We start from the raw sequence: 19,818 nt of genomic DNA on the forward strand, positions 1-19,818 counted from the left end.
TTTTGTACGACTGGCGGATAGCGCAGCTAAGCCGTGTCCGCGAGCGTCTGAATAAGTGGGTTTAAGACCCCCACCAAATTTTCAATTTGGTGGTCTTCTCCCAAGGGGAGACGCTACGCGAACAATCAATGGCGGGTCGGAATCCCCCACTGATAGCGCAGCTAAGCCGTGTACGCGTACCCCTGCTCTTAAGCAAGCTACGCGTAGCGTCTCGTAGAGAGCGTCTTGATTCTGAATTCTGAATTCTGAATTCTGTATTCTTCTTCAACTGATTTCTCTGTCTAAAGTTTCATTATTAGCTTATAATCTCTCAGTATTCGGCACTGGCTGAACGCCTCGTTGGCGCAGCCTCTCGTAGAGAAGAAAGCTAACAGGACTCAGGATGCCCTCTGGTCGGACGCACGATCGCATTACTCTATATACTCTGCCATTTGTGGCGGGTGTAACTTTTTGGCAAACTCGCAGTAGCAATGCAACTTTGTTGGTTGCAGGTGGGTTTCTGTTCGGCGGATTGATGTTTGGCCCGGATTTAGATATTTATTCTGTGCAGTACCAACGCTGGGGTTTGTTGCGTTGGATTTGGTTACCTTATCAAAAAAGTCTCCGCCATCGCTCCTTTTTATCCCACGGGCCGATTATTGGTACAACCCTACGGGTGCTTTATCTGGGATGCTTGCTAGCTATTTCGGCTATTTTTGTTTTGGCAATTGCCCAAAAGCTGTGGAATTTTAATTTTACCTGGCAAGATTTGGGTAGGACTGTCGGGCGATCGCTCGTGAATTATGATACTGAATATGTAGCTCTGTTCTTGGGTTTAGAACTCGGTGCTATGAGTCATTCTCTCAGCGATTGGAGCGGTTCGGCATACAAGCGGTTTCAAAAACAAGGAATTCGGGGGTTGCTTCCCAATAACAAAGTCAAGAAGCGTTCAGTTACAAATCGCACTCAGCGTCAGTCTAAACCCAAAAATCCTAAAAGTCGTTGACTGTTGACGGTTGACAGTTAACCGTGCAATTTAAAGCTTAATAGTCTAACTTATGGAATCAAATCAAAAGCATAATGATACTTTGGCAGCCATACAAGAATTAATAGAGGTAGTGGCAAAATTGCGATCGCCCGATGGTGGTTGTCCGTGGGATTTGGCACAAACCCCCGAAAGCTTGACACCTTATGTCATCGAAGAAGCTTATGAAGTGGTGGACGCAATTAAAAATGGTGATAAAGAAGCGATCGCTGAAGAGTTGGGAGATTTATTATTACAAGTAGTATTACAAGCTCAAATTGCCAGCGAGTCTGGGCAATTTTCCCTCAAAGAAATTAGTCAAGGCATTTCCCAAAAGTTAATTCGTCGCCATCCCCATGTATTTGGTGATGTCTCAGTGCAAAGTGTCGATGAAGTGCGGCAAAACTGGGAACAAATCAAAGCTGCGGAAAAAGGTGAATCCTCCCCAGAAACTCAAAAACTCAGTACCAAACTCAGTCGTTATGGGCGTACCCTTCCCCCATTAACTGCGGCCATGAAGATTTCCCAAAAAGCCGCGGCTGTGGGGTTTGAATGGGAAAACATTGATGGAGTCTGGGATAAATTCCACGAAGAATTAGCCGAATTTCAACAAGCTGTAGCACAGGAAACACCAGCACGACAACAAGCAGAATTAGGTGATATATTATTTGCACTCATTCAGCTAGCTCGTTGGCATCACCTCGATCCTAGTGCTGCTTTACAAGGTACAAATCAGCGATTTGTGCAACGCTTAGAAAAAATGGAAGCAGTTGTTGACCGTCCCCTGAGTGATTATAGTTTGGATGAGTTAGAAAAATTATGGCAACAGGCAAAAATTAAACTTGCACAACAAGGGAATGGGGAATAGGGCATTGGGCATTGGGCATGGAGATTAGGGAGTTTGAGATTGAAGCTTGAGCTATTAAGATTGGAAATTGCACCTTTAACCTAATACAGTCCAGTAGGGATGAACGGCTGTTCGCCCTTACCAATTTAAGTTATAAATCTCCCTCTCCCCAATGCCCCATTCCCCTACTCAAGATTCTTTGCCTTCAAACCACTTATCATACAAAGATTGATAAGTGCCATTTTCTCTGAGATTCAGCAAAGCTTTATTAATTGGTTTGCGATAAGGACTGTTATTGGGCAAAACGATGCCGTAACTTTCTTCACGCAAGACACTACCAACAACTTGTACTCTGCCTTTGCCTTCATTGGCTGCATAAAACAGAAGTACGGGTGCATCAAACACCACAGCATCAACTTTTTTGGTCATTAGCGCTTTGTAAGCTTCCTCGATTTTAGGGACTTGTAAAACTGAAATATGATGTTCTCGCAGGTATGCTGCGGCTGTGCTACCGGCAGTTGTGGCTACTATCTTTCCTGGCAAATCGTCGATACTCTTGATATCGCCTTGAAGTTGCTGCACTGTTAATGAAGTGGTAGCGCTGGCTGTAAAGTAGGCGGCGAAAAGCACTCCGATGAACATCCAAACAATACCTACTAAGCGTCCTACGACTCCCTTGGGCATTTCATCGGCTTGGGTTGCTAATGTGGCAGCTGCCCACCAACAAGCTTTAAAAATGCCAGGAAAGTACGAGTGGGGAACCAATCCTTCTTTATGATTGCGCTCAGATAACCAAATAATATGGGCTGCTACGGCAATTAGTACTAGGGCAATTCCTATTACTTGCAAGAGGCTGGCGGAAAAAAACAGTTGTAAAATATTAGGAGCGCTGCTGTTTTCGTTTTCTGGGTTTCTCACCAGAATTTGCAGTCCTCCAGCAAAAATTGGTAATGAAAAGTCAAAATACTGCTGGCGTTCGGCTGTAATGGAAATAGCTGCAATTCCCAGTTTGGCTTTGTTTTCCTGAATAGCAGCAAGTAGTTCCGATACAGTGGGATATTGAACAAATTTAGACTCTACATCCATTTCCTTAGCGATGCTACGCCAGAGGTCAATACTGAATCCCGATAGCCTGTCTTTATCTTCTTTATCTTGTATGACAAAGGGTGGTATGACTCGTGTAGCTACTACTAAGGGTTGTTGGGATTGTGGTTGTTGAGTGAATCCTGGAGACGCGATTAACAACAATGCCAGAGTTGTACCCACTAATCCTATACAGATATACAGTACTAAGGAAAGTCTGGTTTGGTTTTTGCGTTTATGCCCGTGAAAATAGGCAATTTGGTTTTTCCTCCCAGCCATCACTTGGCGAAATTTAGTAGCGATCGCATTTATCATCGGAATTATCTTGGGTTGTGTGCTATGTCGTATTTATCATGCCCAACCCATACTCAATATCACATTATCGATGGCCAAAATATCGATTTTTTTCTGATTTTGGCAGAAAATCGGGGTTATTTCTGCTGACTGATGACTGTTCACCGTTAACAGTCAACACTAAAACTAAACTAGACCTGCCTTGCAAAAGTGACTTTTGCAAGAGGGGGGAAAGGGAAAAGGGAAAAGGGAAAAGGGAAAAGGATTTTATTTGCCCTTTCCCCTTTACCCCTTACCCTTTTCCCCACTTCTCTTAGAAGTCTACTGTAGTCAAATTACAATTTAATGGTAACTGTCTTCACTTCGGTGTATTGCTGCAAGCCATACTCACCTAGCTCTCTACCAATACCCGATTGCTTGAATCCACCGAAGGGGGCAGCAGCATCGAAGACATCGTAGCAGTTTACCCAGACTGTACCAGCACGAACGTTGTTAGCAATGGCATGGGCTTTGCTGATATCCTGAGTCCACACTCCGGCCGCCAGTCCGTACATGGTGTTATTCGCCCGTTGAATTACTTCGTCGATATCTTTGAATTTGATGATGCTCATCACTGGGCCAAAGATTTCTTCTTGGGCAATTTTCATTTCATCGCGGACATCGGCAAACACTGTGGGGGCGATAAAGAAACCCTTGTCACCAACTTGATTTCCACCGCATAGCATTTGGGCACCTTCGCGCATTCCCGATTCGATGTAGCTCATGACTCTATCGAATTGTTCTTTGTCTACTTGCGGCCCTTGTTCGGTGTCGGTGTCGAAGGGATTACCAACAACGCGTTTCCTTGCTCTTTCAACACTTTTAGCAACAAATTCGTCGTAGCATTTTTCTTCTACGAACACTCGCGAACCAGCGCAACAGCATTGTCCTTGATTAAAGAATAAGGCTTCATGGGAAAGAGCGATCGCCTTGTCCATGTCAGCATCAGCAAACACGATGTTGGGACTTTTGCCACCAAGTTCCAAGGTAACGCGCTTGAGGTTGCTTTTAGCCGCAGCTTCCATAATTAAATGGCCGACTTCAGTGGAACCAGTAAATGCCACTTTGTCAATATCCATGTGACCGGAAATTGCAGCCCCGGCGGTTGGCCCGTATCCTGATAAAATGTTGACCACACCGGGTGGAAAACCAGCCTCAACAATTAACTCACCCACCCGCAATGCTGATAAGGGTGTTTGTTCTGCGGTTTTCATGACTACAGTGTTACCAGTTGCCAAAGCAGGTGCTAACTTCCAAGCCTGCATTAACAGTGGGAAATTCCACGGGATAATTTGACCAACCACACCCACGGGTTCGTGGCGAGTGTAGCAAAAGTACGGCCCATTAATGGGAATAGTTTTACCTTGAACTTTGTCAGCCCAACCTGCATAGTAGCGGTAACAAGCAATGACTAAGCCCAAGTCACCCAAAGAGTTTTGTAGTGGCTTGCCATTGTCAAGAGTTTCTAGCCGTGCCAACTCATCAATATTTTGTTCAATTAAGTCAGCTAACCGATAAAGTAACTCGCCGCGACGGGTGGCAGAAATCTTTGCCCATTCTCCAGAAGTAAAGGCGGTACGGGCTGCTTGTACTGCTTTATCTACATCCTGGGCGTCTGCTTCTGAAACTTCGCAGATTACTTCACCTGTAGTGGGATTGATTGTTGCAAATCGGCGATCGCTGATACTATTTACCCATTCATTGTTAATCAGCAGTTGCGTTGGGCCGACTTTGATCTGTTGTCCTGGTACTATTGCTGTAACCATAAGACTTCCTTAAGCTTTAGAAAAAATTGCTTAAATCTATTTCTTATGTTTGTTGCTATACAGCTCTTGTCTAGATTATTTTATAAAATCTTTAGTTTTGCTTTACAATATTATTTACATTTAAATGTTATATACGTATCTGAAATTTGAATTTTCAGATGACAAATAATAGGAAAAATTTCTTTCAACAAAGATTTTTCTATAGGATTCGTATTTGATTTTTGAAAAAAACTCAGTACACTTTGATTCCCTATTCCCTGTTCTCTGTTCCCTCTGTGCGCCAATAATTTCAGGAATCAAAGCGGATTCCTACATTAGACCTCTTGCAATCAATTGCTTTTTGGACTCTTGTGGTCAAAGGGATGCATCTTTATTGGGGAAAGGGAAAATACCAAACCTTTCCCCGGTTGGTGAGCTTGCCTGTCCTGAGCTTTGTCGTTGGCGTTGGCGTTGGCGAAGCCTCTCGTAGAGAAGCCTCTCGTAGAGAAGCCTCTCGTAGAGAAGGGTCGAACCATTACCCTTCCCCTTTTCCCGACTTATACAAGAAGTCTATTGATTTCCAGTATTCTATCAATGGCTAGTTTCAGTTGTTTATGATTTTTGCGCGATGACAAATTTAACTTAATTGAAAAAATGATTGGGGGAATACGCTAGATGTCCGACCCGACTGTATTGGATACCAACTCCTTAAGCTTGTTGTCTGCCGATCCTATTAGCAATTCTCATAGTGTTATTTCTTTTAATCCATCAGATCTAGCGTTGTTATCTATTTCGCCAACCATACAGCCCGAACTTTCTTTGAATTACGGGTTTGACATTGATGCCATTGACCAAGCACTAAGTAACTTGAGTTTTCCAGAAACCCCAGATGCAACAGACCAAACAATAACCGGAGTTGATTCTTTAACTGGACTGCCAGAAGATTATGTTAGCCCTCCAGATATCAATAGTTTGAGTACAGAATCTGTTTCTTTCTCTCTGAATTCAGAAATTGTTGCCACTGTTGGCAGTAGTTTTATCAATGGACGATGGGCAACAACACAAGGGGAATTTTGGAATGAACAAAAATGGTTAACAGGTGACTTTAATGGCGACGGACGAGACGATTTAGCAAACGTTTTTCAAAATGGTAGACGAGCCGATATTGATGTTTATGTCTCCAATAATGGTAGTTTTACAAATCAGCGCTGGGCAACTCAACAAGGTGGATTTTGGAATAATCAAAAATGGCTAGTTGGTGATTTCAATGGCGATGGACTAGATGATTTAGCAAAAGTTTTTAATGACGGCAATCAAGCTAGTATTGATGTTCATCTCTCCAATGGTAGTAACTTCACAATTGGACGCTGGGCGACTCGGCAAGGTGGATTTGCGAATAATCAAAAATGGTTAGTTGGTGATTTCAACGGTGATGGACGAGATGATTTTGCCAGTGTTTTTAATGATGCCAATCAAGCTAGTATTAATGTTTATCTCTCCAACGGTAACAGCTTAGAAAATGTGGTCTGGGCAACTCAACAAGGTGGATTTTCAGAGGATCAAAAATGGCTAGCTGGTGATTTCAATGGCGATGGACGAGATGATTTAGCCAATGTTTTTAATGAAGCCAATCAAGCCAGTATTGATGTTCATCTCTCCAACGGTAACAGCTTCACAAATCAGCGATGGGCAACTCAACAAGGTGGATTTTGGAACGAGCAAAAATGGTTAGCTGGTGACTTTAATAGCGATGGACAAGATGATTTAGCCAATGTTTTTAATGAAGCCAATCAAGCCAGTATTGATGTTCATCTCTCCAATGGTAACAGCTTTACAAATCAGCAATGGGCAACTCAACAAGGTGGATTTTGGAACGAGCAAAAATGGCTAGCTGGTGATTTTAATGGCGATGGCAAAGATGATTTAGCCAATGTTTTTAATGAAGCTAACCAAGCTAGTATTGATGTTCATTCTGCCAACAGTTTGCCAAATTATAGCTCGATCAATGGTTATGGCTTAGTTAATGCTTCTGCTGCTGTTGCTAAAGCCATTGGTCTACCTACCTTTGCAGGTATTCCCGATTTAGGTGGTAATAACTGGGGGGCAGATTTAATCAAAGCTCCGGAAGTCTGGACAAAAGGCTATACAGGTCAAGGAATAGTTGTTGCGGTATTAGATTCCGGCGTGGACTATAACCACGCAGATTTAAATTCAAACATCTGGACAAATACTAAAGAAATCCCTGACAACGGCATCGATGATGATTTCAATGGATACGTTGATGATTTCTATGGCTGGAACTTTGTTAGTAACAATAACAATACTTTAGACGTTTACGGTCACGGTACTCATGTAGCTGGTACCATTGCAGCAGCCAACAATGATTTTGGAGTTACAGGTATTGCCTATAACGCCAAAATCATGCCTGTGAAAGTGTTGGGTGATGATAACAAAGGCACTTATTCTGGTTTTTCCCAAGGAATTTATTACGCTGTCAACAACGGGGCAAAAGTCATTAACATGAGTTTAAATGGAACCGTTCCTGACAGTGGTTTAGAAGCAGCCATTCAATACGCCGCCAGTATGGGTGTAATTGTAGTCATGGCAGTAGGTAATTCAGCAGGTTTAACTCCTTTATACCCTGCTTACTATGCTACAAATTGGGGTTTAGCCGTTGGAGCTGTTGACAGCAATAAAAACTTAGCAGATTTCTCTAACCGAGCCGGAAGTGATTTCAACATGGCTTATGTGACTGCGCCAGGGGTTAGCGTTTACTCTACCCTACCAAATCAAACCTACGGCTTTTATAATGGCACCTCCATGGCCGCTCCCCACGTAGCAGGAGTAGCAGCCTTAATCCTCAGTGCCAATCCAAGTTTAACCGGTAGCCAAGTGCGGGAGATTGTTGCCCAAACTGCGGTTAATGTTTAGGGAATGGGGAATGAATGGGGCATGGGGGAGATGGGGAGATGGGGAGATGGGGAGATGGGGAGATGGGGAGATGGGGAGAGGGGGGAGAGAAGGGAGACAAGGAGAGAAGTCTGAGCGGAGGTTTCCGACCATCAGAACTTCGGAGAGAAAGATTGCTACCTTGTCTACCTTGTCTACCTTGTCCTCTTCCCATGCCCAATGCCCAATGCCCAATGCCCAATATTGAGTAGTTGAAGGTTTTTTCTAATATGACCGAAACAAACTCATGATAAAAGCTCCATTATTTATTTATGGGGATTATTAATTTGGAATTTTGAATTCGGAGGGAAGCGACGTGACTACTTTTCAAGTTGGGTCTTCTTTAATTGACATTGCAGCGCAAACTCGGCAAGCTGCAAGTAAGCTGGCAATTCTCTCTACTGAGGCTAAAAATTATGCGATTGAAGCGATCGCTCTGGCTTTAGAATCAGCTAAAGATGAAATTATCGCAGCGAATATTGCTGATTGTGAAGCTGCTACTGCCCAAGGAATTGCTAAGCCGCTTTATAAGCGCTTGCAGTTGGATGAACATAAATTAAGAGATGCCATCACCGGGGTACGAGATGTTGGTAAGCTAGACGATCCTGTTGGTAAGGTGCAAATTCACCGAGAACTCGACACCGGTTTAATTCTCAAGCGCATTACTTGTCCTTTGGGTGTTTTGGGGATTATTTTTGAAGCGCGTCCAGAAGCAGCGATTCAAATTGTTTCTTTGGCAATTAAATCTGGTAACGGTGTTATCCTCAAATGTGGCAAGGAAGCTGTGCGTTCCTGTGAAGCCATAGTCAAGGCAATTAAACAAGGATTATCTCATACTGCTGTTAACCCTGATGCAGTGCAGTTGCTCACAACTAGAGAAGAAACTTTAGAACTTTTAAAGTTAGATAAATATGTAGATTTAATTATTCCTAGAGGTTCTAATTCCTTTGTGAGATTTGTCCAAGAAAATACCCGCATTCCTGTACTAGGTCACGCTGATGGCATTTGTCATTTATATATAGATAAAGCTGCTGATATTTCCCTTGCCGTTCCCATTACAGTAGATGCTAAAGCTCAATATCCTGCTGTTTGTAATGCTATTGAAACTTTGCTAGTCCATTCATCAATTGCTGAAGAATTTTTACCCAAAGTTGCTGAGGCTTTAGCACAACGGCATGTAGAGTTAAGAGGCGATGCCAAGACTTTAAAAATTTTACCGCATATGGCAACGGCAACAGAAATTGATTGGAAAACAGAATACAGCGATTTGATTTTGTCGATTAAAATTGTAGACTCCATTGAAGATGCCATCGCTCATATCAATGAATATGGTTCCCGTCACACAGATGCAATTATCTCTAAAGATGCTGCCGCTGTGGAAACTTTCTTGGGACTGGTGAATTCAGCCAATATATTCCACAATTGTTCCACCCGTTTTGCTGATGGTTTCCGTTATGGTTTCGGCGCGGAAGTGGGAATTAGTACCCAACAAATGCCTCCCCGCGGCCCTGTTGGCTTAGAAGGATTAGTGACATATAAATATCAAATGACTGGTGAAGGTCATATTGTCGCTACCTACACTGGCGCGAATGCCAAACCCTTTACTCATCGGGATTTGGAATAAATTAGTTTAGGTGACTTAAACTAATGCTTTTAATAAAGCCTGAAGTTTAAGTTGCACTTCTGCAAATTCCTTGTCAGGATCGGAACCAGCAACAATACCAGCACCAGCATACAACCTGGCGCGATCGCCATCTATTAAGGCTGAGCGAATTCCCACAATAAATTCGCAATTTCCCTTAGCGTCTATCCAACCTAGAGGTGCAGCATATAAACCCCTTTCAAAATTTTCATAACGACGAATTTCAGCACATGCTACATCTCGTGCCGCACCAGCAACCGCTGGTGTAGGATGCAATTGGGCAACAATCTTTAACGGATGGATGTTAGCAGGAACTACTGCACTAATTGGCGTCCATAAATGCTGGATGTTGGATAATTGTCGCAGACGAGGTGCTAATATTTGCGGTAACAAACCTAGCTGGCATAGCCTTTGAGTGATGAAGTTCAGCACCAGTGAATGTTCGTGTCTTTCTTTTTCACTATTAAGCAAACGATTGGCCTTAGCTGCATCTTCAGCAGGGGTTTTTCCTCGTGGTGCAGAACCAGCCAAGGCGTCAGTGATTAGCTGCTGATTATTAATACTAATTAATCGTTCCGGACTAGCACCGATAAAGTTTTGTCCTTTGCCATTACTTGTAGAAAAAATATAACAATTAGGATGTATTTGTCTGAGATTATTTAATGATTTAACTAAATCAAAATGATTGCTGGATTTGACATCTAGTATATCTGCTAACACAATCTTGCTTAAATGGCTAGATTGGATTTTTTCTAAAACAGAAGCTACTGAATATTTAAATATCTCGGCGTTGGCGAGGGATTTTTGGTAAAATTTGGTGGGAAAATTGATATCTAAAGAATAATCTTCTAAAGATTGTAGAAATTCAATTTTTGTTTGTATGGTGTCTAATATTTTGGGAATATTGACATCAGCATTTATCGTTAAATTTGTTACTAATATACAACGCTGATTTTTCACGGCTACTTGCCAGCGGGGGAGAAAAATGGTAGCCGAGGGAAATGGATAATCTACTTGGGAATTTTGATCGAAAAAGCTGAAATAACAAAAAAAATGAGGCCCAGAAAAAGGCAAGTTAGAGTTACCAAAATAAATTATATTTTTTAGGCAAGATTTGATAAAATATTCGCTTTTATTAAAACGGTCTGCGCCATCAACTTGTAACTTTTCTACAGAATCAATTGCGGCGATCGCTTCTCCTTTGCCTTTATCCTCAAAGTAAAAATTTATTTCATTTGCTTGTGTAAATCGATCCAATACAAGTAAAGGGTCAACTAAATCGATCTCTTGGGAGATACTGACAATTTGCCTGTAATTATTTTTGATGCACTTTTTTTGCACTGCTAACAGAAATTGATATAAATCTTTGTGCTGTACAAACAAGTTGCTAGGACATGGTGAAACTGTCATGGATCTATCGATAGTAAATTTTTTTTAAGTTAACTTCCTAAAGTGTAATTAATCGTGGTCGTATTTTTACAGGTAACATATTAAGTTGCCATTTCACCAGCGTAAGATTTGCCTTTTGATGGTGTTCCGAGAGCCTAAGAAGCCAGTTGTAGTCAATACTGCAACTTCCACCTCAGAGTGGGCAATGGAAACCCAAGAGCAAAAGGTAAGAATTGGGCATCCAAGATTCATAATTTATAAAGAGTCTAGTATGATTGGTACAGCATAATTCAGAAGTAAAATACGCTATTACTTTGTAAGAAAGTAGCGGGTGTAAATTACCCGCTAAAAAATTGCTGATATTGATGAATTCTGAATTAGTGAATTCTGAATTTTTAATTAATCACGACTGATGACTACCAAGCAGATTTTATATCCGAACACCAAGTTATGGATGGCAGCCATTAAACCGCCGATGTACAGCGTTGCCATTATGCCCATTTGGGTAGGAACAGCAGTAGCATTTGCCGAAACCAAAATTTTTAATGGTGCAATATTTTCTACTTTTCTAGCCGCGGCAATTTTAATTCTTGCCTGGGAAAATATCAGTAATGATGTTTTTGATTCGGAAACAGGTATCGATGGAAATAAACATCATTCTCTGGTGAATTTAACAGGTAATAAGCCATTAATATTCTGGTTAGGAAACTTGTGTTTGGCTTTGGGATTGCTGGGGATAGTAGCGATCGCTTTTTGGCAACAAGACCTAACTGTAATCGGTATAATTTTGCTCTGCTGTGCTTTGGGCTATATGTACCAAGGGCCTCCCTTTCGCTTAGGATATCAGGGTTTAGGCGAAATTCTTTGCTTTTTTGCCTTTGGCCCCTTAGGAGTGGAGGCAGCATACTACAGTCAAACTCAAACTTTCTCAATCACCGCAGGTTTAGCAGCCTCAGTAATTGTTGGTATCGCCACAACTTTGATTTTATTTTGCTCCCACTTTCACCAAGTTAAGGATGACATAGCCGCAGGCAAGCGATCGCCCATCGTTCGTCTCGGAACCGAAAAAGGTGCCCAACTTTTATTTTGGTTCACTGGCAGCATTTATCCCCTGACTTTAGTGTTCGTACTGTCGGGAATTTTTCCAGTTTGGACGTTGCTAAGTTGGTTAAGTTTGCCCTTCGCCGTCAAATTATGCCGCCACGTCCAAGAAAATCATCATCAACCAGACAAAGTGAGTAACTGTAAATTCATCGCCGTAGCCGTGCATTTTTGGAGTTGCTTGCTATTGGGTTTGGGATTTGTGTTTTAGTCAAATGACTAATTTTAAATTTCGTCCCTATCGGCGAAGATTTGTACGAACAGTTAGTACAAGTCATGGTAAGTGGGATATTCGGGATGGAATTATTCTCTGTTTCACGGACGAATCAGGTAGAGTTGGCTGGGGAGAAATCGCGCCTATTAGTTGGTTTGGTTCAGAAACCATAGAACAAGCATTAGATTTTTGTCGCCAACTCCCAGCACAAATTACAGAGGAAACGATTTTCTCTATTCCAGATGAGTTACCCGCTTGTCAATTTGGCTTTGAGTCAGCGTGGGAGGAAGTGGGGAGATGGGGAGATGGAGAGATGGGGAGATGGGGAGATGGAGAGATGGGGAGATGGGGAGATGAGTTTTTACCCTCTGCCCAATGCCCCATGCCCAATGCCCAATGCCCAATGCCCAATGCCCAACTTAGCGCCTTACTCCCTGCTGGCAAAGCGGCTTTAAATCAATGGGAAAGTTTATGGCAGCAAGGATATCGCACGTTTAAATGGAAAATTGGTGTGGATGTCGTTGCTAATGAACTGAAAATTTTTGAGTCGTTGATCCACACTTTACCAGCTGGTTGCAAACTGCGATTAGATGCCAACGGTGGACTCAGCTATGAAGAAGCTAATTTATGGCTGTGGACTTGCGACAATTTTAAAGCAAACGGGAAACAAGCCCCAGAAATTGAATTTATCGAACAACCGCTACCTGTTGAACAATTTCAGGGGATGTTGGAATTGAGTATGTGTTATGGAACAGCGATCGCTTTAGATGAATCTATCGCTACATTAACGCAACTGACAGCTTGTTATCAACAAGGTTGGCGACAAATTTTTGTCATCAAACCTGGGATAATTGGATCGCCATCTCGCTTGAGAAAGTTTTGCCAAGAAAATAAAATTGATGCTGTATTTTCATCGGTATTTGAAAGTGCGATCGGTAGAGTTGCAGCACTCAAACTAGCAGCAGAATTATCTCTAAATAACAGGGCAGTTGGTTTTGGCATTGACCACTTTTTTGAACAAGAAGATACCTGGCTTCTAAGTCTATGGAAAAACCTCTAGACTATCTTAATAATCTCGTGGAAAATGATTGGTTGATTGGTTACGATAGCCGTCAATTTAAGCAAATATCTCAAGACTTATATTTAGAACTTACAAAGTTATCAACGCCTCAAACACCACCAAAAATTATCTTAGCCGAACGCGAACCATTAAGATTTTTAGCAAGTTTTCTTGCCGCTTGTGCAGCTAATTGCCAACTTTTTCTTTGTAATCCCGACTGGGGAACCCAAGAATGGCAACAAGTCCTAGATTTAGTACAGCCAGATATGATTTTAGGAATGGCGAATAGGGAATGGGGAGATGAGGAGATAGAAAGATGGGAAGATGTCCGAAACTACACTCACCACCTCACCACTCCACTACCCCACCCTTTTCACACTCCCGATGCCCAATGCCCACTCATCATGATTCCCACAGGTGGTTCATCAGGACAAATTAAATTTGCCATCCACACTTGGGAAACTCTCATAGCGTCTGTCAAAGGATTTACAAAATACTTTCAAGTAAAACAAGTCAATTCTTTTTGTGTATTGCCGTTGTACCACGTCAGTGGTTTAATGCAATTTTTACGCTCTTTTACCACTGGAGGTAAACTAGCTATTCTGCCATTCAAAACTTTAGCATCTGGTACAATATTAAATATTAAACAATCAGAATTTTTCCTATCTTTAGTACCAACTCAATTACAAAGGCTTCTACAAAACTCCCAATTAATAGAATGGCTAACGGAATTCCACACCGTGCTTTTAGGAGGTGCGCCAGCATGGAGCGAACTATTAGAAAAAGCCAGATTTCACGGCATTCGCTTAGCACCAACTTATGGCATGACAGAAACCGCTTCTCAAATTGCTACCCTCAAACCAGATGATTTTCTCAATGGTAAAAATAGTAGTGGTGGAATTCTCCCCCATGCCAAAGTAAGTATTTGTAACCAGCAAGGCGAAATTTTAAATTCCAATCAAATAGGAAATATTACTATCGAAGCTCAATCTCTAGCCCTTGGTTATTATCCTAGAATCCAACCAAACAATGATAATTTCCGAGTAGATGATTTAGGCTTTTTAGATGACGAAGGATATTTAAATATTGTTGGACGTAGCAGCGAAAAAATTATTACAGGCGGAGAAAATATTTATCCAGCAGAAATTGAATCAGCCATACGAGAAACTCAACTCGTTACTGATATTTGTGTGATAGGTATTCCAGATCAACACTGGGGACAAGCCTTAACAGCAATTTATATTCCTAAAAAATCAAATATCTGTAGTTTAAAAATCCAAACATTACTTAAAGACAAACTCAGCAAATTTAAAATTCCAAAACATTGGATTCCCCAGCAAAACTTACCTCGTAACTCCCAAGGTAAAATTAACCGCCAACAACTAGAAAAAATCGCAATAGAATATTTACAAAATTCCCTCAAATAACTTCCCTTGCCCTTCTTCTCTCAGCGTCCTCTGCGCCTCTGCGGTTCGTTTCCAACCACTGAGTTATCTCATCAGGTAATTCCTGCTTAACTCTACTACTCACATCAATACAAACATGCCTAGTAATCGCCTTCGCAACTACCACCTCACCCACAGTAATTTCATAAGTAATTTCAAACTTATCAACACCTAATTTCTGGGGAATTAAATCAATTGATAACTTGTCCCCTACAAACATAGGACGCAAAAAATCCACACTAGCGTGAACAATGGGGAAAGCTAGAGATGGATTATGAAAAAAATCTTTGAGATTAATACTTGATGCTTCTAAAGATTCTTCATACGCTTCATGACAAATACCCAAAACATTGGCAAAATAAACTACCCCAGCAGCATCAGTATCTTGAAAGCGAACCGTGCGGTTATAAGTAAAAGCCATTTTTGATAATTTGATATTCAAAAAGAAAAATACTAGACAATCAGCCTGTTTTGTTAAATTGGCGATCGCTTCTATATTAACCGCAACTATGGAACCTGAAAATCATTAAACAAGCAGATATTGTAAGACGAAGTACTTAAAGCTTTCACTAGCTTAGCGTCGAGAGTCAGCAAAATAGCACCTACCTGCTGTGAAAGCGCAACATAAGAACCATCATATGCAGAGATTTTATGAGTCAAGCCAATACTAACAGCATCAGCCATCAAATCAGCCGTAGAGACCACACGCAAGGGAAAACTTTTGAGAGTTACTAAATCTGTCTGTACTTCAGCAGCAGTGTACATCCTTGCACGGACGTACTTCAATAAAACGTTAGTACACTCGATGTAAAAAAGGTCTGGTACATAAATTTCAGTCTGTGGATTGGCAAGATGACCCAAGAGTTGATTAACTTTAGTAGTTAGTGGGTCAGCAATAAAATACTTTATGCACACACTGGTATCAATAACGCATCTGAGAGGATTACTCATCTATCGCGGTCTTCTCGAATTAGTTCAGTACTATCAGGTAATCCAAAGTCTGCTGGATTCAAGCGACGACGGTGACTAATTTCCTCTAGAAGTTTTGGGACATTTTTTCGCCTTTCATCTTCCGTAGGTTGCATCTTTGCCTGCAAAGCATTCTGCAAAATTGTAATAACTTGAGCATCAATAGAATTATTTTCCGCTTTAGCTAACTCTTGCAGCTGTGCGTATAACTCATCAGGTATATTTAGTGCATGAAGGGTAGCCATTGATTGACCTCCCAAAAGAATTTATTGCTAATGGTAGCACGATGCGAACAGGGAGGGACTTTAGAAGAACTGTTGACTGTTAACCATCAACAGTCAACAGTCATCTACAGCGGTTCTCAGTTGCGTGCAATTCTAGTAACAGCAGTGCATGAACCAAATAAATTATGCAGGAACAAACTTGAGCGAAACACCGTTCATGCAGTAGCGCTGACCAGTAGGTGCGGGGCCGTCATCAAAAACATGACCCAGATGACCACCACAGCGACTACAATGCACTTCAATTCTGGTCATAAACAATGACCTATCTACAGTAGTACTGATAGCACCTTCAATTGGTTTATAAAAGCTAGGCCAGCCAGTACCGCTGTTAAATTTGGTCTCAGATGTAAACAGTGGTTGTTCGCAAGCAGCACAATAGTAAGTGCCTTCATCGTATTGTTTATCGAGAGGGCTAGTGTGAGCGCGTTCAGTCCCGTGTTTACGCAAGACACGAAATTGTTCTGGCGTTAAAATCTGACGCCATTCTTCTTCAGGTTTGCTAATTTCAAATCTACTGTTAGAAGTTGTCATTTCTTCTGACCCCCATTTGATATACCTTGATAATAAAGCTGTGCCAACTATTACTGCACTAGCCTGTAAAAAATACCGCTTGTCCATATATCTATTATTTTCTATTTCCTGCCTCACTGGCCAATCACTTCCAGTACGGTATTCCCTGCTTTAATTATTCAGCATTAGCGATCGCTCTGAATTACTGCTGATAGTCTCATTAGAATTAGATAAGAAACAATAAATTATCGTTAAATCAAATACTGGGCGGAAATCCGAATCCACTAATCCACTAAATTCCGCATTTCCCTTTAATCATCATTTTCATCATCAGAACTTGTTAATTCCTGAGTACTACCGTGTTTACCCTGACCGGTCAGATACATAAGCGAGCGATTGAGCCGCTTCACACCACTAAGGGTGACTAAAGTCAATAACCCTCCTAATAATCCCATTTGCCATAGACCGCAGCCAATAGCAGCCCCCAAACCGGCTGCTGTCCATACACAGGCAGCTGTGGTTAACCCCCGTACTTTTGGTGTCGCAGATTTTCTAGGGGACTCTTGTAAAATTAATCCAGCTCCGAGAAATCCTACTCCCGTAGCTACACCCTGTATTGTCCGACTCAGTGCATTGGTAGCAGCATAGGGACTATCACCCTCAGCTTGCAAAGGAATCATGACGAATAATGCTGCACCCATACTCACTAGCATAAAAGTTCTCATCCCTGCTGGTCTACCTCCTTGCTGACGGTTAAATCCAATCATGCAACCAACCACCAGCGCTAAAGACAGTCTTAACGCTATATGCGGCCAATCATTGGCAGTAATAAACATCGGCCCCATTGTCTTATTCTCCTGGAGACAGAACGAAATTGGACGCCTATTGCTAGTTGACTGGATAAGTACCCACGTCTAGAGATAAAAACTTAACTACAATAAATCAATAGGTTTGTCGTACATTAAGAATAATTTAACAAAAGGTAAGCAATAAGCAAAATAATATACGCAAAGCTGTGATTTCTTGATTCTTACCGGTCACTGGGAAGACCAGGAAGATGTGGCAGAGGGGCAGAGGGCAAGGGAAAATAATAACTCACCAGTCATCAGTCAACAATCCCCACACCCCGTGTTTCTCAAAAAACTTCTTGCTTAGTAAAGTTGAATATGTAATACTCTAAAGCTGTAAATAAAGTACGGTATTTTTATCAATCTACCGTAGTTTAAAAGGATAAGATTCATGCAGCTACTATGGTTCATCCCAACCCACGGAGACGGACGCTATCTTGCAACTGCTACAGGCGGAAGGGCAGTGAGCTTTGCCTATCTGCGGCAGATTGCCCAGGCGGTGGATGACCTTGGTTATACGGGAGCTTTATTGCCAACTGGTCGCTCTTGCGAAGATGCTTGGATTGTAGCGTCAACGTTGGTATCACTGACGCGGCAGATGCGTTTTTTGGTGGCGATTCGTCCTGGTTTGGTATCACCCGGAGTAGCAGCACGGATGGCGGCGACATTCGATCGCCTTTCTGGTGGACGTTTATTGATTAATGTGGTTACAGGCGGCGATCCCGTAGAGTTAGCCGGAGATGGTTTGCATTTGGATCACGATCGCCGTTATGAATTAACAGATGAATTTTTGACAGTATGGCGAGCCATTGCTAGCGGCGAACAAGCCAACCTCCAGGGAGATTACTTCAACATCCAAGATGGCAAACTGCTGTTTCCACCAGTGCAAAAGCCACATCCGCCGTTGTGGTTCGGTGGTTCCTCTGCCATTGCCCAAACAATAGCTGCCAAACATGTGGATGTTTATTTAACTTGGGGCGAACCACCAGCGCAAGTAGCAGAGAAGATTGCAGCAGTGAAAAGACTTGCACAAGCACAAGGTCGGACATTGCGGTTTGGTATTCGCCTACACGTGATTGTGCGGGAAACCCAGAGTGAAGCTTGGGACGCGGCCAATCAATTGATTAAATATGTAGATGACGAAGCGATCGCCAAAGCCCAAAAAGCCTATTCCCGCATGGACTCAGAAGGACAACGGCGCATGACTCAACTACATCATGGTAACCGGGAAGCATTAGAAATCAGCCCCAATTTGTGGGCGGGAGTTGGCTTAGTACGGGGTGGTGCCGGAACAGCCCTAGTAGGCGATCCCCAAACGGTAGCCGCCAGGATATTAGAATACGCTGCTTTGGGTATTGAATCCTTTATCCTCTCTGGCTATCCCCACCTAGAAGAAGCTTATCGAGTTGCAGAACTTTTATTTCCTCATTTGCCCTTAACGAATCTACCCGTAGTCGAGAAACAACACGTCTTGAGTCCATTTGGCGAGATTGTAGCAAACGAAGATTTTCCTCAGCAGCATAAAAACAAAGCTACATCCATATCCTAGTAAAGTTTAGGGTATTGGGGACTGGGGACAAGGGAGATGGGGGGCAGGGGAAAAGGTTAAAGGTTTTTTCTTTCCCTTTTCCCCTTTCCCTTTCCCCCTTAACCGACAAGTATTGCAATGCCCATTAATTTAGGAGTTTAATTAAATGACAAAGATTTTAGCGATCGCTGGTAGTCCAACTCATCCTTCTAGAACTTACGGTGTTATCGAATACGCCGCTAAGCTTTTACAACAACAAGGCTTGCATGTAGACATTATTTCAGCTACGGATTTGCCTGCGGAAGATTTAGTTTTTGGGCGATATGACAGCCCTGCTTTAGAAGAACCAAAAGCCTTACTTGCAAATGCGAATGGTGTGATTATTGCCACTCCAATTTACAAAGCTGCTTACACAGGAGTACTGAAAGCATTTCTAGATTTGCTTCCACAAAAATCATTAACAGGTAAACCTGTATTACCAATTGCCCTTGGTGGGACGATCGCTCATTTATTAGCAATAGAATACGCCTTAAAACCTGTGTTATCTGAATTAGGGGCCCGGCATATCCTAGCTACTGTTTATGCAGTAGACAAACAAGTCCAACGACAACCCGATAATAGCGTCATCTTAGATGAAGAAATTGACCAAAGACTCAAAGACGTTGTTAAGGAATTTGTGAAAGCTGTAGAATATGATGCCGCAGCCCCTGAAGAATTGGTTCATGCCAATTAAATAATCAAGTTTATACCTCCGTTAATTCGTAGCAGTAGGGTGATTTTTACCCATCTGCTACCTTTTTTTAATTAGCGATTTGTTGACTGTTGATTGAAGAATCATTTTTCTCCTTGTCTCCCTTGTCTCCCCTAC

The 19,818-nt window shown here is 42.0% G+C and carries 18 protein-coding genes; 10 read left to right on the plus strand and 8 right to left on the minus strand.

The window, feature by feature from the left end; genetic code table 11:
* The first annotated feature begins 382 nt into the window (after nucleotides 1-382).
* Together VF06_RS36720 and mazG are read left to right on the plus strand one after the other, a co-directional pair.
* Nucleotides 383-985, plus strand: a complete 603-nt coding sequence (locus tag VF06_RS36720; RefSeq protein WP_099072074.1) for a metal-binding protein — start codon at nucleotides 383-385, stop codon at nucleotides 983-985.
* Between the two features lie 52 nt (nucleotides 986-1,037).
* A complete protein-coding gene (gene mazG / locus VF06_RS36725; protein WP_099072073.1) occupies nucleotides 1,038-1,871 on the plus strand; it encodes a nucleoside triphosphate pyrophosphohydrolase in 834 nt (277 codons plus the stop codon).
* Nucleotides 1,872-2,039: 168 nt separating this feature from the next.
* Here the strand turns inward: mazG and VF06_RS36730 are convergent, their stop codons facing one another.
* Both VF06_RS36730 and VF06_RS36735 read right to left on the minus strand, forming a co-directional pair.
* The gene (locus VF06_RS36730; RefSeq protein WP_099072072.1) at nucleotides 2,040-3,248 is read right to left on the minus strand and encodes a transporter substrate-binding domain-containing protein; all 1,209 of its coding nucleotides are present in this window, start codon (nucleotides 3,246-3,248) and stop codon (nucleotides 2,040-2,042) included.
* 314 nt (nucleotides 3,249-3,562) lie between these two features.
* Complete coding sequence (locus tag VF06_RS36735) at nucleotides 3,563-5,032, minus strand: aldehyde dehydrogenase family protein (RefSeq protein WP_099072071.1); 1,470 nt, start codon at nucleotides 5,030-5,032, stop codon at nucleotides 3,563-3,565.
* Nucleotides 5,033-5,686: 654 nt separating this feature from the next.
* On the opposite strand from VF06_RS36735, the gene VF06_RS43235 reads away from it, so the two are divergent.
* From VF06_RS43235 to VF06_RS36750, 3 genes are all read left to right on the plus strand, one after another.
* Entirely contained in the window at nucleotides 5,687-7,942 is a 2,256-nt protein-coding gene (locus tag VF06_RS43235) for a S8 family serine peptidase (protein WP_099072070.1), read from the plus strand.
* A gap of 46 nt (nucleotides 7,943-7,988) precedes the next feature.
* Complete coding sequence (locus VF06_RS36745; RefSeq protein ID WP_180267962.1) at nucleotides 7,989-8,168, plus strand: hypothetical protein; 180 nt, start codon at nucleotides 7,989-7,991, stop codon at nucleotides 8,166-8,168.
* A gap of 108 nt (nucleotides 8,169-8,276) precedes the next feature.
* Entirely contained in the window at nucleotides 8,277-9,584 is a 1,308-nt protein-coding gene (locus VF06_RS36750; RefSeq protein WP_099072068.1) for a glutamate-5-semialdehyde dehydrogenase, read from the plus strand.
* A 15-nt stretch (nucleotides 9,585-9,599) separates the two neighbouring features.
* On the opposite strand, the gene VF06_RS36755 is transcribed toward VF06_RS36750, so the two are convergent.
* Nucleotides 9,600-11,012, minus strand: a complete 1,413-nt coding sequence (locus VF06_RS36755) for an isochorismate synthase (protein WP_099072067.1) — start codon at nucleotides 11,010-11,012, stop codon at nucleotides 9,600-9,602.
* Between the two features lie 391 nt (nucleotides 11,013-11,403).
* Here VF06_RS36755 and menA point away from each other — a divergent pair, with 391 nt between their 5' ends.
* Genes menA through VF06_RS36770 form a run of 3 tightly spaced genes read left to right on the plus strand, consistent with a single transcriptional unit; the run spans nucleotide 11,404 to nucleotide 14,793 of the window.
* Nucleotides 11,404-12,303, plus strand: coding sequence for a 2-carboxy-1,4-naphthoquinone phytyltransferase (gene menA, locus VF06_RS36760; protein ID WP_099072066.1), 900 nt, complete (start codon nucleotides 11,404-11,406; stop codon nucleotides 12,301-12,303).
* A gap of 4 nt (nucleotides 12,304-12,307) precedes the next feature.
* The gene (locus tag VF06_RS36765) at nucleotides 12,308-13,366 is read left to right on the plus strand and encodes an o-succinylbenzoate synthase (RefSeq protein WP_099072065.1); all 1,059 of its coding nucleotides are present in this window, start codon (nucleotides 12,308-12,310) and stop codon (nucleotides 13,364-13,366) included.
* Nucleotides 13,351-14,793 carry a 2-succinylbenzoate--CoA ligase gene (locus VF06_RS36770; protein ID WP_099072064.1) on the plus strand — a complete coding sequence of 481 codons (1,443 nt, stop codon included), beginning with the start codon at nucleotides 13,351-13,353 and terminating at the stop codon, nucleotides 14,791-14,793. The genes VF06_RS36765 and VF06_RS36770 overlap by 16 nt, the downstream gene beginning before the upstream one ends.
* On the opposite strand, the gene VF06_RS36775 is transcribed toward VF06_RS36770, so the two are convergent.
* From VF06_RS36775 to VF06_RS36795, 5 genes are all read right to left on the minus strand, one after another.
* Entirely contained in the window at nucleotides 14,786-15,232 is a 447-nt protein-coding gene (locus VF06_RS36775) for an acyl-CoA thioesterase (protein ID WP_099072063.1), read from the minus strand. The two genes, VF06_RS36770 and VF06_RS36775, sit on opposite strands and share 8 nt — an antisense overlap.
* A gap of 86 nt (nucleotides 15,233-15,318) precedes the next feature.
* Nucleotides 15,319-15,762, minus strand: coding sequence for a type II toxin-antitoxin system VapC family toxin (locus VF06_RS36780; protein WP_099072062.1), 444 nt, complete (start codon nucleotides 15,760-15,762; stop codon nucleotides 15,319-15,321).
* Nucleotides 15,759-16,025, minus strand: coding sequence for a hypothetical protein (locus VF06_RS36785; protein ID WP_099072061.1), 267 nt, complete (start codon nucleotides 16,023-16,025; stop codon nucleotides 15,759-15,761). The genes VF06_RS36780 and VF06_RS36785 overlap by 4 nt, the downstream gene beginning before the upstream one ends.
* A gap of 162 nt (nucleotides 16,026-16,187) precedes the next feature.
* The gene (gene msrB / locus VF06_RS36790) at nucleotides 16,188-16,682 is read right to left on the minus strand and encodes a peptide-methionine (R)-S-oxide reductase MsrB (protein WP_099072060.1); all 495 of its coding nucleotides are present in this window, start codon (nucleotides 16,680-16,682) and stop codon (nucleotides 16,188-16,190) included.
* A 203-nt stretch (nucleotides 16,683-16,885) separates the two neighbouring features.
* Nucleotides 16,886-17,419, minus strand: coding sequence for an MgtC/SapB family protein (locus VF06_RS36795; protein WP_099072059.1), 534 nt, complete (start codon nucleotides 17,417-17,419; stop codon nucleotides 16,886-16,888).
* A 394-nt stretch (nucleotides 17,420-17,813) separates the two neighbouring features.
* Here VF06_RS36795 and ssuD point away from each other — a divergent pair, with 394 nt between their 5' ends.
* Nucleotides 17,814-18,971 (plus strand): FMNH2-dependent alkanesulfonate monooxygenase, encoded by a 1,158-nt coding sequence (gene ssuD, locus VF06_RS36800; protein ID WP_099072058.1) that lies wholly within the window; start codon nucleotides 17,814-17,816, stop codon nucleotides 18,969-18,971.
* A gap of 145 nt (nucleotides 18,972-19,116) precedes the next feature.
* Nucleotides 19,117-19,683: an NADPH-dependent FMN reductase gene (ssuE, locus tag VF06_RS36805; RefSeq protein WP_099072057.1), complete on the plus strand. Its 567-nt coding sequence runs from the start codon at nucleotides 19,117-19,119 to the stop codon at nucleotides 19,681-19,683.
* Nucleotides 19,684-19,818: the final 135 nt, after the last annotated feature.

The organism is Nostoc linckia z4 (genome assembly GCF_002608075.1).
Taxonomy (GTDB): Bacteria; Cyanobacteriota; Cyanobacteriia; order Cyanobacteriales; family Nostocaceae; genus Nostoc; species Nostoc linckia.